Raw genomic sequence first — 14403 nt, 5'->3', positions numbered from 1 at the left:
TGCGCGCGCCCCCTTTCGCAATCGCAAAAAAACCTGTATGAGCGCGACCATTGAAAAAGCGGCGTGGCCCATCGGGGCTTGCCCTGAACCTCCGAGACGAAAAATGAGCATTCGTAACATCGCGATTATCGCGCACGTTGACCATGGGAAAACGACCCTTGTTGACGAGCTCCTGAAGCAGTCGGGCTCGTTCCGCGAAAACCAGCGCGTTGCCGAACGCGTCATGGACTCCAACGACATCGAAAAAGAGCGCGGCATCACCATTCTCGCCAAGGCGACCTCGGTCGAGTGGAAGGGCGTGCGCATCAACATCGTCGACACCCCCGGCCACGCCGACTTCGGCGGTGAAGTCGAGCGCATCCTGTCGATGGTGGATGGTGCCATCGTTCTCGTCGACGCTTCCGAAGGCCCGATGCCGCAGACGAAGTTCGTCGTCGGCAAGGCGCTGAAGGTCGGCCTGAAGCCGATCGTCGCGATCAACAAGATCGACCGTCCGGATGGTCGCCACGAAGAAGTCATCAACGAAGTCTTCGACCTCTTCGCCAACCTCGACGCCTCCGACGAGCAGCTCGACTTCCCGATCCTCTACGGTTCGGGCCGCGATGGCTGGATGAACGTCGCCCCGGAAGGTCCGAAGGACCAGGGCATGGCGCCGCTGCTCGATCTCGTGCTGAAGCACGTTCCCGAGCCGACGGTTGCCGAAGGCCCGTTCCGCATGATCGGCACGATCCTCGAAGCCAACCCCTTCCTCGGCCGCATCATCACCGGCCGCGTTCATTCGGGTTCGCTGAAGCCGAACCAGGCCGTCAAGGTTCTGGGCCAGGACGGCAAGCTGCTGGAAAATGGCCGTATCTCGAAGATCCTCGCCTTCCGCGGCATCGAGCGTCAGCCGATCGAAGAAGCGCATGCCGGTGACATCGTTGCGATCGCCGGTCTCACCAAGGGCACCGTCGCCGACACGTTCTGTGATCCGTCCGTTGCCGAAGCGCTGACCGCCCAGCCGATCGACCCGCCGACCGTCACCATGTCGTTCATCGTCAACGACAGCCCGCTTGCCGGCACCGAAGGCGACAAGGTCACCAGCCGCGTCATCCGCGACCGCCTGTTCAAGGAAGCCGAAGGCAACGTTGCGCTGAAGATCGAAGAATCCTCCGAGAAGGATTCGTTCTTCGTGTCCGGCCGCGGCGAACTGCAGCTCGCCGTTCTGATCGAAACCATGCGCCGCGAAGGCTTCGAGCTTGCCGTGTCGCGTCCGCGCGTCGTCATGCACAAGGACGACAACGGCCAGATGCTCGAGCCGATCGAAGAAGTCGTCATCGACGTTGACGAAGAGCATTCCGGCGTCGTCGTGCAGAAGATGTCGGAGCGCAAGGCCGAGATGGTCGAGCTGCGTCCGTCCGGCGGCAACCGCGTCCGCCTGGTGTTCTTCGCTCCGACCCGCGGCCTCATCGGCTACCAGTCGGAACTTCTGACCGACACCCGCGGCACGGCGATCATGAACCGCCTGTTCCACGCCTACCAGCCTTACAAGGGCGAGATCGGTGGCCGCGTCAACGGCGTTCTCTTGTCGAACGATGCCGGTGAATCGGTTGCCTATGCGATGTTCAACCTGGAAGACCGCGGCCCGATGATCATCGATGCTGGCGAGAAGGTCTATGCCGGCATGATCATCGGCATCCACACCCGCGACAACGATCTGGAAGTGAACGTGCTGAAGGGCAAGAAGCTCACCAACATGCGCGCCGCCGGCAAGGACGAAGCCGTTCGCCTGACGCCGCCGATCCGCATGACGCTGGAGCGCGCGCTCTCCTGGATCCAGGACGACGAGCTCGTCGAAGTGACGCCGAAGTCGATCCGTCTGCGCAAGATGCATCTCGACCCGAACGACCGCAAGCGCTTCGAAAAGGCCCGCACTGCCGGCGCGGCTTAAGCTTCTGACATTACCGAGCCTGAAAAAACCCCGGAGCGATCCGGGGTTTTTTGCTGTGTGTGCCACGGATGGGCGACTTGCGGATAAAGTTAAAAAGGCGTTAACCTTCCATAGGGTGCCGTTAAAGTTGCCTGTGGGTTAACGCTGGCCGGCAACCGGGCGGGATTCCTGTTCGCCTTGTGTGCGTTTAGAGTCGCGAGTCATGAAGACTGTTTCGATAGAGATTCGGCCCGGAGAGCCGCAGGAAGCGTCGGCAATTGCCGATGTGCACCGCGTTTCGTGGCTGCAAGCCTATGGCGGTCTCATCCCCCACCGTCCCCTGGTTCAGATGGTCAACCGCCGCGACGAGGTCTGGTGGCGCAAGGCGACGCGCGGGCCTGCCACGCTGCTCGTCGTCGACGTGGCCGGAACCATTGCCGGTTACGCCACGCTCGGCCTCAGCCGCGCCAAGGCCCTGCCGCAGGAGGGCGAGATCTACGAGATCTATCTCCGGCCGGAATATCAGGGCATCGGTCTCGGGCGCATTCTCTTCGGCGAAGCCAAGAGCCTGTTGCGTTCGCTCGGCTGCCGCGGCCTCGTCGTCTGGTGCCTCGAGGATAGCGAACACGCCTACCAGTTCTTCCAGGGCGCCGGCGGCACGGATATCGCCGAAGGCATGGAAGATTTCGGCGACAAGCACCTGAAGAAGGTCGGCTTCGCCTGGAACTAGAGCATCCCGCTCTCAAGTGGAATCACTGGAGGCGGAAAGATGCTCTAGAATCAAAGTGCTAGAGCGTCCTTTGTGCGTTCATTTGAACGCACGGCGCTCTAGGCTTTCCCGCTTCCGCTTGAGATCAGCCGCTATTCCGGCAGTTCGTTGCGCGGTGCGCTTGCCTTGTCGCCTTGCGTGCCATGGTAGACCGCCTTGTCGACGCCACAGCGGAAGGTCGGCGCCACCTCGTCGGCGATCTTGCGGGCGAGCGCGTTGGGATCGGGATTGGCGAGCGCATCGACATAGCCGGCGACGCAGCCCTTGCCGTCGTCCTTCTGGGCTACCGTGGAGACGACGAGAACCTGCCCTTCAAGCGCCGGTGCCGATGCTCCCGTCGCCGGGTCGGGGTTCTCGATGAACCAGCGCAGGATCGTCGCGACCGGGGTGCCGCCTTTGACAATGCGCCATTCCACTGTGGCGCCGGCGTGGTTGAAGGGGATGAAGGTTTCGAACGCCTCGTTGCGGTAGCGCTCGTTGAGGTGACCGAAGGAGAAGCTCTGGCGGATATCCATCTCCTTGAAATGAGCCGGATAATCGCCATGGCCCGGGCAGGTCATCAGGGAGTACCTGCCCGGCTCCTCTTTAATCGTCTTGCACTTTTCGCGGCTGACGTTGACATAGACGCTCTCATTGGCCACCGCGGGTGCGGCGGACAACAGGACCAGCGACAGGCATGCAACCTTTCCGTTCATCGTGATCTCCCTCGAACGAGATTTTGACGATCATGGGGGTCGTTCGGTGATGACAAAACGACCGGTTGAATCTGCATTTCGGACGAAAGTTATGTTGCATCGCGGCATGTTTCCCTTTATCCGACGGGCAAACTCAACTGACCCTGGAGTAGATCCATGCGCATCGACGCGATTTCCATCGGAAAGAATCCACCAGAAGATGTCAACGTCATCGTTGAAGTTCCCGTCGGCGGCCATCCGATCAAGTACGAGATGGACAAGGAAGCCGGCACGCTGGTCGTCGACCGCTTCCTCTACACGCCGATGACTTATCCGGGCAATTACGGCTTCGTGCCGCACACGCTCTCGGACGACGGCGATCCGATCGACGTTCTGATCTGCAACACCCGCCCGCTCGTTCCGGGCTGCGTCATCAACGTCCGCCCGATCGGCGTGATGATGATGGAAGACAATTCCGGACAGGACGAAAAGATCATCGCGGTTCCGTCGGCTCACCTGACGCAGCGCTACGACAAGGTGCACGAATACACCGACCTGCCGGAAATCACGCTCAAGCAGATCGAGCACTTCTTCGAGCACTACAAGGATCTGGAGCCCGGCAAGTGGGTGAAGATTTTTGGTTGGAAGGATGCTTCCGTCGCAAGGCAGCTGATCAAGGAAGCCGTCGAGCGCGCCAAGGGCGCCAAGTAAGTTTACTTGCCGACCAGCTCTGCAAGTCGCTCTATCAAATCCTCCGGGTCGCCATCGATCCGGAGGATTTTTTTGCGCTGCGTTTCGCCTGAGATGAGGGAAAGCTTGCTCTTGGCAAGCCCGAGCTTCTTCGAAAGAAAGGCAATCAGCGCCTGGTTGGCCTTGCCTTTTTCCGGAACCGCGCTGACGCGCACTTTCAAATGTTCTTCCCCGTCGGCAGCCGCTTCCAAGCCATCAATGGCATCGCGGCCGCCGTTCGGCGTCAAGCGTACCGTCAGGCGAACGTGGTCGCCATGCGCGGTGAAGGCCGGGTTGGCCATCGTCAGCCAAGCAGCGCCTGCGCGACCGTCGTGTTCAGGAAGAGCTGGATGAAATAGAGGATCACCAGCACCACCAGCGGCGACAGATCCACGCCGCCCATGTCGGGCAGAACGCGGCGGATCGGGCGATAGAGCGGCTCCGTCAGCTGATAGAGCGAGCGGCCGATCATGTTGATCGCCTGGTTGTTCACGTTGATGACGTTGAACGCGTAGAGCCAGGAAAAGATGGCCGACGCGATGACCAGAAACCACGCGATGTTGATGATGAAGTTCAAGGTGCCGATGACAGCAAGCATGCCGGTCTCCAAATCGTTATTGACAGACATGTAGACATTGAGACCTAAACGAGCAAGTACGCCGGTTTATCGGGCGCGATCATGTTTAACATGGGACCGCACGATAACCGAGCCTCAGCAGGAGCCCCTTCCGCATGTCCGCCGTTCATGCCTCGCATCGTTTTGCCGCCTTTCGGCATGTCGGCTATCGCCGCTATTTCTTCTCGCGCTTCCTGGCGTACTTCGCGATCCAGATCATTTCGGTCGCCGTCGGCTGGCAGATCTATGACCTTACGCGTGACCCGTTCGATCTCGGCCTGATCGGCCTCTTCCAGTTTCTGCCGTCACTGGTGCTGATCCTCGTCACTGGCGCGGCTGCGGACCGCTACAACCGGCGCATGATCATGGGGATCTGCATGGTCATCAGCACGCTCTGCGCGACGGCATTGCTGCTGCTGACGGTATCCGGATTGTTTTCGCCCTGGCCGGTCTATGCGATCCTGGTCGTCTTCGGCATCGAACGCGCCTTCCTGGCGCCCGCGTCCCAGTCACTGGCGCCCAACCTTGTGCCGCCCGAAGACCTACCCAATGCGATCGCCTGGAATTCCACGTCCTGGCAGACGGCGATGATCGTCGGCCCCGTTGCCGGCGGCTTGATCTATGCGCTCGGCGCCGTCGTTCCCTATGCCGTCGGCGTCTGCTTCTTCCTGGCATCCGCGCTCATGGTCTTTGCCATCCCGAAGCCCGCGACCCGCACGCAAGCCTCCGCCCAGAGCTGGGAGACGATCACCGCCGGTTTCCGCTACATCAAGGCCGAAAAGGTGGTTTTGGGCGCGATATCGCTCGATCTCTTCGCGGTCCTGCTCGGCGGTGCGGTGGCGCTGATGCCGGTCTTTGCCCGCGACATTCTCGATCTCGGTCCCTGGGGTCTCGGCCTCTTGCGCGCCGCTCCGGGTATCGGTGCCGTCAGTATGGCGGTCTGGCTCGCGGCGCATCCGATCCGCCACCGTGCCGGTTTCTACATGTTCACCGGTGTCGCACTCTTCGGGCTCGGTACCGTTGTCTTCGGTCTTTCGGCGACGCCCTGGATATCGATCGCCGCGCTCGTCGTCATGGGCGCTGCCGATATGATCTCGGTTTATGTGCGTGAAATCCTGATCACGCTCTGGACGCCGGACGAGCTGCGCGGCCGGGTCAACGCCGTCAACATGGTGTTCATCGGCGCGTCGAACGAGCTTGGTGAATTCCGCGCCGGCATGATGGCATCCGGTTTCGGCGCCGTCTTTGCGGTGGTCTTCGGCGGCATGGGCACGCTGCTCGTGTCCGGGCTCTGGGCGCTCGGCTTCCCGCAATTGCGCAAGATCGACACGCTCGACGTGCCCGACCACCACAAGTAAGGGCGCACGCCCCAGGGGGGCTCCTATGGGGTCTTACGGTCTTCCTGGAATTGCTTCCGGCCGCTCATCGCGCAGGAAGATCAGTTCCAGGAAGTTTTCCATCCAGGTGCGCAGTGGACCGTCATGCTGCATGCGGCCATCGAGATGCGCCTTGCCCACCTGGGCACCGGGCATCTCGAAGCGGTGCGCGCCGTGCACGACCCAGCGGTGCATCATCGCGCGTGTCAGCTCGCCGTGGAACTGAATGCCCCAGGCATTGTCGCCATAGCGGAAGGCTTGGTTGGGGTAGGTGTTACCGGTTGCGAGCAGCTCGGCTCCGGCAGGCAGGTCGAAACCCTCGCGGTGGAAATGGTAAACCATATCAGGCCAATCCATCAGCGCCTTGCCGGCATCGGTTGCGATCAGCGGATACCAGCCGATCTCGGTCATGCCCTCGTGATGCGGCGCCACGGAGCCGCCGAGATTGCGCGCCAGCATCTGCGCGCCGAGGCAGATGCCGAGATAGGGCTTGTTCTCCTTGAGCGGCACGGACAGCCAGTCGATCTCGCGGCGGACAAACTCTTCCTCGTCATTGGCGCTCATCGGACCGCCAAAAATGATCGTGCCGCTATGATGCTCCAGGGTCGGCGGCAGGTCATCGCCAAGGGCCGGCCGGCGGATGTCGAGCCGAAAGCCCTTCTGCTCCAGAATCTGGCCGACACGGCCGGCACTCGACCGCTCCTGATGCAGGATGATCAAGACTGGTTTTCGCGCGCTTGTGTCCGGCATCGGCATTTCAGGTTTCCTGTTGCGGCTCGGCGTCCTCGACGGTGTCGCTTCTCGCTGCGGCCTCCTGCCGCTGCAACACCCGGTCGCGCCCGGAGACGGCGAGCAGATCGGCGATGCGCCAGATCACGTGGTCTTCCATTTCGCTGCGTTTGCCGTCGGCATAGACGATATCCCAGAGCATGCCGACGAGTTCGATGCGCTGTTCCTCCGAGAGGTGGCGCTTGAGCTCGGCGGTGAACTGGTAGTAATCGATCGCCTCGCTTTCGGCAGTCTTGCCCGCTTCGATCAGCGCGGCAAGCGAGGCATCGTCGAGCTTGTAGTGTTGCTTGATGACCGATCGCATCTTGCGCCGTTCGGACGCAAGGATCCGGCCGTCGGCTTCCATGACCTGGAAACAGAGGGCGATGACCGCCACGCGTGGATCGCCGTGCTCTATCCGCGTCGCCGGGCCGGTCAGGCCGTCGAGAAACGTCCGTAAGCGTTCAAACATGTATTCTGCCACAGCCCCTTGAGAGTTCAGAACAGTCGGAAACTAGCCTTTTCCGGCGCCTTCTCGCCGGTAGCTGGATCGCGCACGCCGGGATCATCCGGCGGACGGCCGAAGAAGGGATCAGGCATGTGCTCGCCGTTGGTAACCTCTTCCTTCTCCGTCTTCTTGACCGGAGTCTTGTCGGCGATCGGCTCGGACGGTTTGCGCTCCGTGACCTTGATCGGTTGCGGTTCCCGTTCGGCCTCGAGGATGACGGGCGCTTCGCTGCGGCGGGCTACGGGGGCCGGTTCATGCGCACGCGGCTCCGCGGCCACCGGCGGCAGACTGCGGATCGCTTCGTCGGCATTCGATTGGTCGTGGTCGACGGTCGCCGAAAGCGTATGCGGCGGCGCTTTCCATTCGAACGCATCGAGCCGTCCGCTGACGGGCGAGACCGGCAGCCAGGTCGGCGACGTCACGCCGTCGGCAGTCCAGGCCGGATCCCGTGGGCTGCGCAGGGCCTGCGCCATCCAGTGGCGGATGCGGCCCTCGTCGCCGGTGTCGGCTTCTTCTATGTCGGCGAGCAACAGGAAGACGCTCTCGGTCGGATCGAGCCTGGCGGCGGCTTCCGCCTTGGTGCGGGCCAGAAGCAGTTCGCGCGCTTCGAGCGCGGCCTCGGCGACAGCTGCCATCGCCACGGCATTGTTGGGCCTGAGGGCTTCAAGTTTGCGCGCCCGCTTCAACCGGTCGACGGCGGTGTCGCCGCCGCGGGCACGCACGTAAAGCCGCGCCACGTCCGGGTGAGGCTCGTGCTTCCAGTTTTTCTCCAGGATCGAGGTCCCCTTGCGCAGGTTGTCCTCGCGAAACAGCGCCTTGGCGGCCGTCAGCGCCGCCGGCACCAGATGTTCGTCGAGCTTCAGTGCGGCAAGCGCATCGTCGCGGGCACCCTTCACGTCGCCGTCGAGCTTTGTGATCGCCCGGGCGGTCAAGAGCACCGCCCTCTTACGGTCGGCCTCCTTGCGTTCGACCACATGGGCGGCGCGGCTCTTGTCGAGAAGACGCAGAGCATCGTCCCACTGTCCGGCCTGGCTCTGGCTGTCGAGCGTCGCGAGAGCCGCCCAGGGCAGATGCGGTGCTTTCTCGGCGGCGCGTTCGGCATATTGCCGGGCGGCCTCGTGGGCACCGAGGCGCTTGGCTTCGAGGTAGAGGCCGCGAAGCCCGAGTTCGCGGGTCTCCGGATCGTCGGCCATCAGCTCGAACTTGCGGCGCGCGTCATCGTACTTGCCTTCGATGAGGGCGGTTTGCGCTTCGAGCAGGTGGATCAGCGGCTCCTGGTCGGCGCTGATCAATCCGCGGGTGCGGGCGGTCATCTTGCGGGCAAGATTGGCATCGCCCGCGCCGGCAGCGATCAGGCCGGTCGAAAGCGCCTGGTAGCCACGGTCGCGCTTGCGGGCGCGGAAATAACGGGTGACGGTGTGAGGCGAGAGCCAGATGGTGCGTACCAGCCAGACGGCGATCAGCACGGCTGCGATCAGCGAGATCAGGAGCGATGCGGCGCGCATCAGGCTCATCTCGATGAGCTGACCTTGCCAGACGAGCGAAAGTTCACCCGGTCGGTCCGCGAGCCACGCGAAGCCGAGGCCGAGACCAAGCACGATCAGGATGAAAATCAGAATGCGGATCATATCTGGTTCCCTCAGATCACGATGATTTTGGGTCGCCGACCCAAAGTCATAAACGTGATCGTTTTCCATAAGTTAGAGCGGGATGCGGGCGGAAAACCGCATACACTTTTCCTCATCCCGCTCTAGCCCTCTGTGCCCGGCTTTGCCATCGTCGCGGCGACGGCGGCATCGATCGCGGCTTCGACACGCAGACGCTGGTCGAGCTTGGCCTTGAAGGCCTCGCCCGCCGGTTTGGCGGCATCCGGCAGGCCATCCCACTCCAGGGCAGCGCCCTTGAGATCGCCATTGTTCAGCTTGTCCTCGATGCGGGCAATGACGGCTTCGGGCGTTTCACCCTCGACGCTGCCGACAGGGCGTACGCGAATGCCGGACATGGCGCTGGACACCAGCCGGTCGAAGATGCCCTCGTTCGGATCGGGTTGATTGAGGGCGTCGAGCATGGCGTCGGCCGTCTTCGGGAACTCGTGCCGCAGATCGGAGCGGGTCGGCACGCCGACCTGAGCGTCCTGGGCCAGAGCGGCGACGGCCTGTTCGTCCGGTGCGATGCTGCGCAGCGCGTCGAGTTCGGCGAGGAAGGGGCCGCCGCGATCAATTGCCGACTTCAGTGCCGTAACCGCGACCGCCTTGGCCATCTGGATGTCGTTGACCGGCTCGTTGAGTTTCTGCTCTGCGGATTCGATGCGGCTCGTCAGTTCCGCCTTCTCCGTTGTCGCCGTCTGTTGGGCGTCGGCGAGTGTCGTCTTCAGCCCTGCTAGTTCCTTGGTAAGGTTGTCGATCTCCGCCTTCAGCGTTTCGACCTCGGCACTCGGCGCGCCGTTCGTGCCCGGTTGGGCGGCTGATTGCTCGAGGGCGGCGATGCGGCCTTCGAGCGCCGTGTTGTCGACGACTGCGGCGGTCGTGGGCAGTGCTGCGATCTGATCGCGCAGTGCCTGCAGTTCGCTGGAGATGTTCTGCTCGACGCCACGCTCAGGGCCAAGTCCGGGGACGATGCCGGCATATTGCAGGCCGCCAAAGCCGAGCAGCGTTACGAGGCCACCGAGGATACCGGCGGCAAGCGCGCCAGAGTTGGACACTGGCTTTTGCCGCGGCGCCGGTTCCGGCTCCTGTGCCGCGTGCGGCGGTTCTTCGGCGAAGACGGCTGCGGCCGCGTCGGCACGCTGCTCCTCGATCTCTTCTTCCAGGCGCGATCCAGCGGCGCTGTCGTCGCTGCTGTCTGTTGCCGTCTCATCCGCCTTGGCGTCGCTTGCCGGGCTTTCGCTTGCCACGTCCGTCACCGTCTCGCGGGTTGTTTCGGCCTCAGTCGGTTCCGCAACGGTTTTTTCCGCTTCGAGGTCGATCGTCAGCGGTTCCTTCTCGGACTTCGAGCGGCGCGGCGGGTTTTCCGATACCATGGTGACCTCTTACCGTTGGTTCCTGTCGGCTCTTCTCTCAAACCTAGTCAGCCCGAACGGTGAGGGAAAGCCCCTCCGTTTCGATTTTGGCTGAATCGGCCCTGGAGTGACGTGGAATGCGGGCGGAAAACCGCCAACATTTTTCCTCATCCCATTCTAGATCAAACTAAAAAGGCTTTCTTCGTCGGGCTTTGCGGCGATCTGCGCCATGACGTTGCTTGGCAGCGCCTCGGCGACGGCAGCGCTCAGGCAGAGATAGCGCGGGCTGAAGGACGCAGCGTCCAGACTGGCCTCCAGCAGCAATGCCGCCAGGCGTCGAGCCGTCTCCCGGGAATAGAGCAGAACGGCGTCGGGCCGGTCGGTTCGCGCCAGATCTTTCAGCGCACCGGGCGGCTGCACCGTCGGTTCCATGCGATAGCATTCGACCGCCCTATACTCGACGCCATGTTGCCGGAGCGTGCTTTCGAGACCATCGGAGCGCGGAGAGCCGGTCAGGTAGAGCAGCGGCTGTTTCGGCAAGGTGCCGACGGCCGAAACAATCAGCCCGGCCAGCGCTTCGCCGGTGCCATCGCCGATGCGGAGATCGGTGAAGCCAAGTTCTCGTGCTGCCCGCGCAGTCGCCTCGCCGACGCAGAAGCACGGGTTTTTCAGATGCTTTTCCAATTTGCCGCCCAGTGTCGCGAGGACCCGAACCGCTTCGGCACTGGTCAGCACGATGGCGGCGGATGGTTGTTCGAGCGCAGCGCTGGCGACGGCCATGAGATGCATGGCCCGCATCAATGGCAGGAGGATCGGCTGGTGGCCGGCAGCCTCCAGCCGACGCGCCGTCGCCTCGGCGGCGGGAAGCGGCCGGGTGACGAGCACGCGCATCGGCTCAGGTCCAGCTTGCAAAGAAGCCCGGGCCGGCCTTGGCGCGGATTTCCTCGCCCGCCTTCTTGCCGAGCGCTTCGGCGTCGGTGGCCTTGCCTTCGATCGTAACGCGATGATGGGTCTGGCCGTCGGGCGTGAGGATCATGCCGGAAAAGCTGAGATGGGTGCCATCCGAGGTGGCGAGGCCGGCAATCGGCGTGCGGCAGGAACCGTCGAGCGTCGCGAGGAAGCCGCGCTCGCAGGTAACGGCCTCGTGGGTGCGTGGATCGTCGATGGCCGCGAGCAGGTCGTTGATGCGGCTGTCGCCGATCCGGCTTTCGATGCAGATCGCGCCTTGCGCCGGGGCCGGGGGGAAATCCGTCGGGTCGAGCAGTTCGGTCGGAACGTCGGTCATGCCGAGCCGCTTCAGCCCGGCATAGGCGAGCAGCGTTGCATCCACCTGGCCCTCGGCGAGCTTTCTCAGCCGCGTTTCCACCTGGCCGCGATAGGTAATGACGTGGAGATCCGGCCGCAGCCGGCGGATCAGCGCCTGGCGGCGCAGCGACGAGGAACCGACAGTGGCGCCCTCAGGCAGTTCCATCAGTTTCGGTGCCGTGCGGCCGATGAAGGCGTCGCGAATGTCCTCGCGCGGCAGGAAGGCGGAAAGACAGAGCCCATCGGGCAGCTTCGTCGGCATGTCCTTGGACGAATGCACGGCGAAATCGAGTTCGCCCGACAGCAATTGCTGCTCGATCTCCTCGGTGAACAGGCCCTTGCCGCCGATCTCGGCGAGCGAGCGGTCGGTGATCCGGTCGCCCTTGGTCGAGAGAATGACGACCTCGAACATTTCCGGCGCCAGACCATGCACCGCTGCGAGCCGGTCGCGCGTTTCATGGGCTTGAGCGAGCGCCAGCGGGCTGCCGCGCGTGCCGATCCGGAAAGGTTTTGTTTGCATCAAAGGCTATCCATTGTTACCGGAGTTCCGTGTACCCACCTTTCGGTGCGACCGCAATCTTTGAGTATACTCTGATGTCTCCGCCCCTGCGCATCCTCGGCATAGAAACAAGCTGCGACGAAACCGCCGCTTCCGTTATTTTGCGCGATTCCGACGGCAAGGGTCACATTCTCGGCGACGTCGTTCTGAGCCAGCTGGAAGAGCATAGCGCCTATGGCGGCGTGGTTCCCGAGATCGCCGCGCGCGCCCATGTGGAAGCGCTCGACACGCTGATCGAGGAGGCGCTGCTGCGCGCCGGCATCACGCTTTCCGACATCGATGCGATCGCTGCGACAAGTGGTCCCGGTCTGATCGGCGGCCTGATCGTCGGGCTGATGACCGGCAAGGCGATCGCGCGCGCAACCGGCAAGCCGCTCTACGCCGTCAACCATCTCGAAGGCCACGCGCTGACGGCGCGGCTGACCGACGGGCTCTCCTTTCCCTATCTGATGCTGCTCGTTTCCGGCGGCCATACGCAGCTTATCCTCGTCAAGGGTGTCGGCGAATACGAGCGCTGGGGCACGACGATCGACGACGCGCTTGGCGAGGCCTTCGACAAGACGGCGAAACTGCTCGGTCTTCCCTATCCGGGTGGTCCGGCGGTCGAGCGTGCGGCGCTCGCCGGCAATCCCCAGCGTTTCGATTTTCCGCGCCCGCTCGTCGGTGACGCCCGGCTCGATTTCTCCTTCTCGGGTCTGAAGACGGCGGTGCGCCAGGCGGCGCAATCGCTGGAGCCGGTGACGGAGCAGGACATCGCCGATATCTGCGCTTCCTTCCAGCGTGCGATCTCGCGCACGCTCAAGGATCGCGTCGGGCGCGGGCTGAAGCGCTTCAAGGCGGAGCATGCCGGCGTGGTGCGCCCGGCCCTGGTGGTCGCCGGGGGCGTTGCCGCGAACCAGGTGCTGCGTTCGACGCTGCAGAGCTTGTGCGCGCAATCCGGTTTCGAGTTTATCGCGCCGCCGCTTTCGCTCTGCACTGACAATGCCGCGATGATCGCCTGGGCCGGTGCGGAGCGCCTGGCGGCGGGCATGGTGGCCGATGGCCTCGACGTTGCGCCGCGCTCGCGCTGGCCGCTCGACGCCCAAGCGCAGGCACTGCTCGGCTCCGGCAAACGCGGCGCCAAGGCATGATGCCAGAATGTGACGGATAAAGAATGAGCGAAACCTCCAAGATCGGGCCGAAAATCGTCGTGGTTGGCGCTGGCGCCTTTGGCACTGCCTTGGCTGCGGTTGCGGCCTCGGCGGCAGGCAGCGACGTGACGTTGCTCGCCCGTCGGCAGGAGATTGCTGAAGCGTGCGGCAATACCGGCCGCAACGAGGATGCCCTGCCGGGCATCGATCTGCCGCCGGCGCTGAAACATACGGCGGATGTCTCCGTTCTCGCCGAAGCCGAAGTCGTGCTGTTCGCCATGCCGTCCCAAGCGCACCGTGATGCGGCGCGGCAATATGGCCCGCAGATCAATGCAGCCGCTACGATCGTCACCTGTGCCAAGGGCATGGAGCAAGCGACCGGCCGGTTGCTGACCGACGTTCTGGCGGAGGAATTGCCCGGTCGTTCGATCGGCGTGCTCTCGGGTCCCGGTTTCGCCGCAGATATCGCCAAGGGCCTGCCGACTGCGATGGTAATCGCTGCCGCCGATGCTCAAACGGCGACGATGCTGGCAGAGGTGCTTTCAGGCCCGACCTTCCGGCTCTACCCGTCGCAGGATCGCATCGGGGTGCAGCTCGGCGGCGCGCTCAAGAACGTGCTGGCGATTGCCTGCGGCATCGTCGAGGGTGCGGGTCTCGGCGATTCCGCCCGCGCAGCGCTGATCTCGCGCGGCCTTGCCGAGATGTCGCGCTTCATCGCCGCCGAGGGTGGCGAAGCCGACACGGTGCGCGGCCTCTCCGGTCTCGGCGATCTCGTGCTGACGGCCACCAGCCACCAGTCGCGCAATCTGCGCTTCGGCATCGCGCTCGGCCAGAACGGCCGCGCCGATGGGGGCAAGGGCGAGCTGGTCGAAGGCGCCTTTGCCGCGTCGGTCGCCGCGCGCGTCGCCCATGATCTCAGTGTCGAGATGCCGATCACCGAAGCGGTGGCGGCGATCATCGACGGCAAGCTCGATGTCCGCACCGCACTCGAACAATTGATGACACGCCCGATCACCCAGGAATAATCCGGCAGTGGGATGCGGAAAAGTGTAAAGCGGTTTT

Annotated in this window: 15 protein-coding genes; 6 read left to right on the top strand and 9 right to left on the bottom strand. The window is 63.6% G+C overall.

Annotated features, from left to right (window positions below; all coding sequences use genetic code 11):
• Window positions 1-103 precede the first annotated feature (103 nt).
• Window positions 104-1930, top strand: a complete 1827-nt coding sequence (typA, locus tag AC3WWH_RS11130) for a translational GTPase TypA (protein WP_057254976.1) — start codon at window positions 104-106, stop codon at window positions 1928-1930.
• A 202-nt stretch (window positions 1931-2132) separates the two neighbouring features.
• Window positions 2133-2639 (top strand): GNAT family N-acetyltransferase, encoded by a 507-nt coding sequence (locus tag AC3WWH_RS11125; RefSeq protein WP_057254977.1) that lies wholly within the window; start codon window positions 2133-2135, stop codon window positions 2637-2639.
• 131 nt (window positions 2640-2770) lie between these two features.
• Here AC3WWH_RS11125 and AC3WWH_RS11120 read toward each other — a convergent pair whose 3' ends face one another.
• Window positions 2771-3373, bottom strand: coding sequence for a hypothetical protein (locus tag AC3WWH_RS11120; protein ID WP_058321714.1), 603 nt, complete (start codon window positions 3371-3373; stop codon window positions 2771-2773).
• A 156-nt stretch (window positions 3374-3529) separates the two neighbouring features.
• On the opposite strand from AC3WWH_RS11120, the gene ppa reads away from it, so the two are divergent.
• Window positions 3530-4063: an inorganic diphosphatase gene (gene ppa / locus AC3WWH_RS11115; RefSeq protein ID WP_057254979.1), complete on the top strand. Its 534-nt coding sequence runs from the start codon at window positions 3530-3532 to the stop codon at window positions 4061-4063.
• Between the two features lie 2 nt (window positions 4064-4065).
• On the opposite strand, the gene AC3WWH_RS11110 is transcribed toward ppa, so the two are convergent.
• Window positions 4066-4383 (bottom strand): DUF167 domain-containing protein, encoded by a 318-nt coding sequence (locus tag AC3WWH_RS11110; protein WP_058321715.1) that lies wholly within the window; start codon window positions 4381-4383, stop codon window positions 4066-4068.
• A gap of 2 nt (window positions 4384-4385) precedes the next feature.
• The gene (locus AC3WWH_RS11105; RefSeq protein WP_093233116.1) at window positions 4386-4679 is read right to left on the bottom strand and encodes a YggT family protein; all 294 of its coding nucleotides are present in this window, start codon (window positions 4677-4679) and stop codon (window positions 4386-4388) included.
• 134 nt (window positions 4680-4813) lie between these two features.
• On the opposite strand from AC3WWH_RS11105, the gene AC3WWH_RS11100 reads away from it, so the two are divergent.
• Complete coding sequence (locus tag AC3WWH_RS11100) at window positions 4814-6055, top strand: MFS transporter (protein ID WP_057254982.1); 1242 nt, start codon at window positions 4814-4816, stop codon at window positions 6053-6055.
• Window positions 6056-6088: 33 nt separating this feature from the next.
• Here the strand turns inward: AC3WWH_RS11100 and AC3WWH_RS11095 are convergent, their stop codons facing one another.
• The 6 genes from AC3WWH_RS11095 to hemC form a co-directional block, all read right to left on the bottom strand.
• Window positions 6089-6829: a glutamine amidotransferase gene (locus AC3WWH_RS11095; protein WP_058321716.1), complete on the bottom strand. Its 741-nt coding sequence runs from the start codon at window positions 6827-6829 to the stop codon at window positions 6089-6091.
• Between the two features lies 1 nt (window position 6830).
• Window positions 6831-7313 (bottom strand): tellurite resistance TerB family protein, encoded by a 483-nt coding sequence (locus AC3WWH_RS11090; RefSeq protein WP_057254984.1) that lies wholly within the window; start codon window positions 7311-7313, stop codon window positions 6831-6833.
• 26 nt (window positions 7314-7339) lie between these two features.
• Window positions 7340-8977, bottom strand: a complete 1638-nt coding sequence (locus AC3WWH_RS11085; RefSeq protein ID WP_057254985.1) for a heme biosynthesis protein HemY — start codon at window positions 8975-8977, stop codon at window positions 7340-7342.
• Window positions 8978-9099: 122 nt separating this feature from the next.
• Complete coding sequence (locus AC3WWH_RS11080) at window positions 9100-10368, bottom strand: COG4223 family protein (RefSeq protein WP_058321717.1); 1269 nt, start codon at window positions 10366-10368, stop codon at window positions 9100-9102.
• 156 nt (window positions 10369-10524) lie between these two features.
• On the bottom strand, window positions 10525-11238 hold the full coding sequence (locus AC3WWH_RS11075) for a uroporphyrinogen-III synthase (protein ID WP_058321718.1): 714 nt from the start codon (window positions 11236-11238) through the stop codon (window positions 10525-10527).
• Window positions 11239-11242: 4 nt separating this feature from the next.
• Window positions 11243-12172 (bottom strand): hydroxymethylbilane synthase, encoded by a 930-nt coding sequence (gene hemC, locus AC3WWH_RS11070; RefSeq protein ID WP_058321719.1) that lies wholly within the window; start codon window positions 12170-12172, stop codon window positions 11243-11245.
• 74 nt (window positions 12173-12246) lie between these two features.
• On the opposite strand from hemC, the gene tsaD reads away from it, so the two are divergent.
• Window positions 12247-13341 (top strand): tRNA (adenosine(37)-N6)-threonylcarbamoyltransferase complex transferase subunit TsaD, encoded by a 1095-nt coding sequence (tsaD, locus tag AC3WWH_RS11065; RefSeq protein ID WP_058321720.1) that lies wholly within the window; start codon window positions 12247-12249, stop codon window positions 13339-13341.
• Window positions 13342-13382: 41 nt separating this feature from the next.
• Window positions 13383-14366, top strand: a complete 984-nt coding sequence (locus AC3WWH_RS11060) for an NAD(P)H-dependent glycerol-3-phosphate dehydrogenase (RefSeq protein WP_197417291.1) — start codon at window positions 13383-13385, stop codon at window positions 14364-14366.
• The last annotated feature ends 37 nt before the right edge of the window (window positions 14367-14403 follow it).

This window comes from Ensifer sp. EB106-03-01-XG145 (assembly GCF_058792075.1).
Note: the sequence above shows the minus strand (reverse complement) of the source record. Positions and strands in the feature narration are given on the sequence as shown.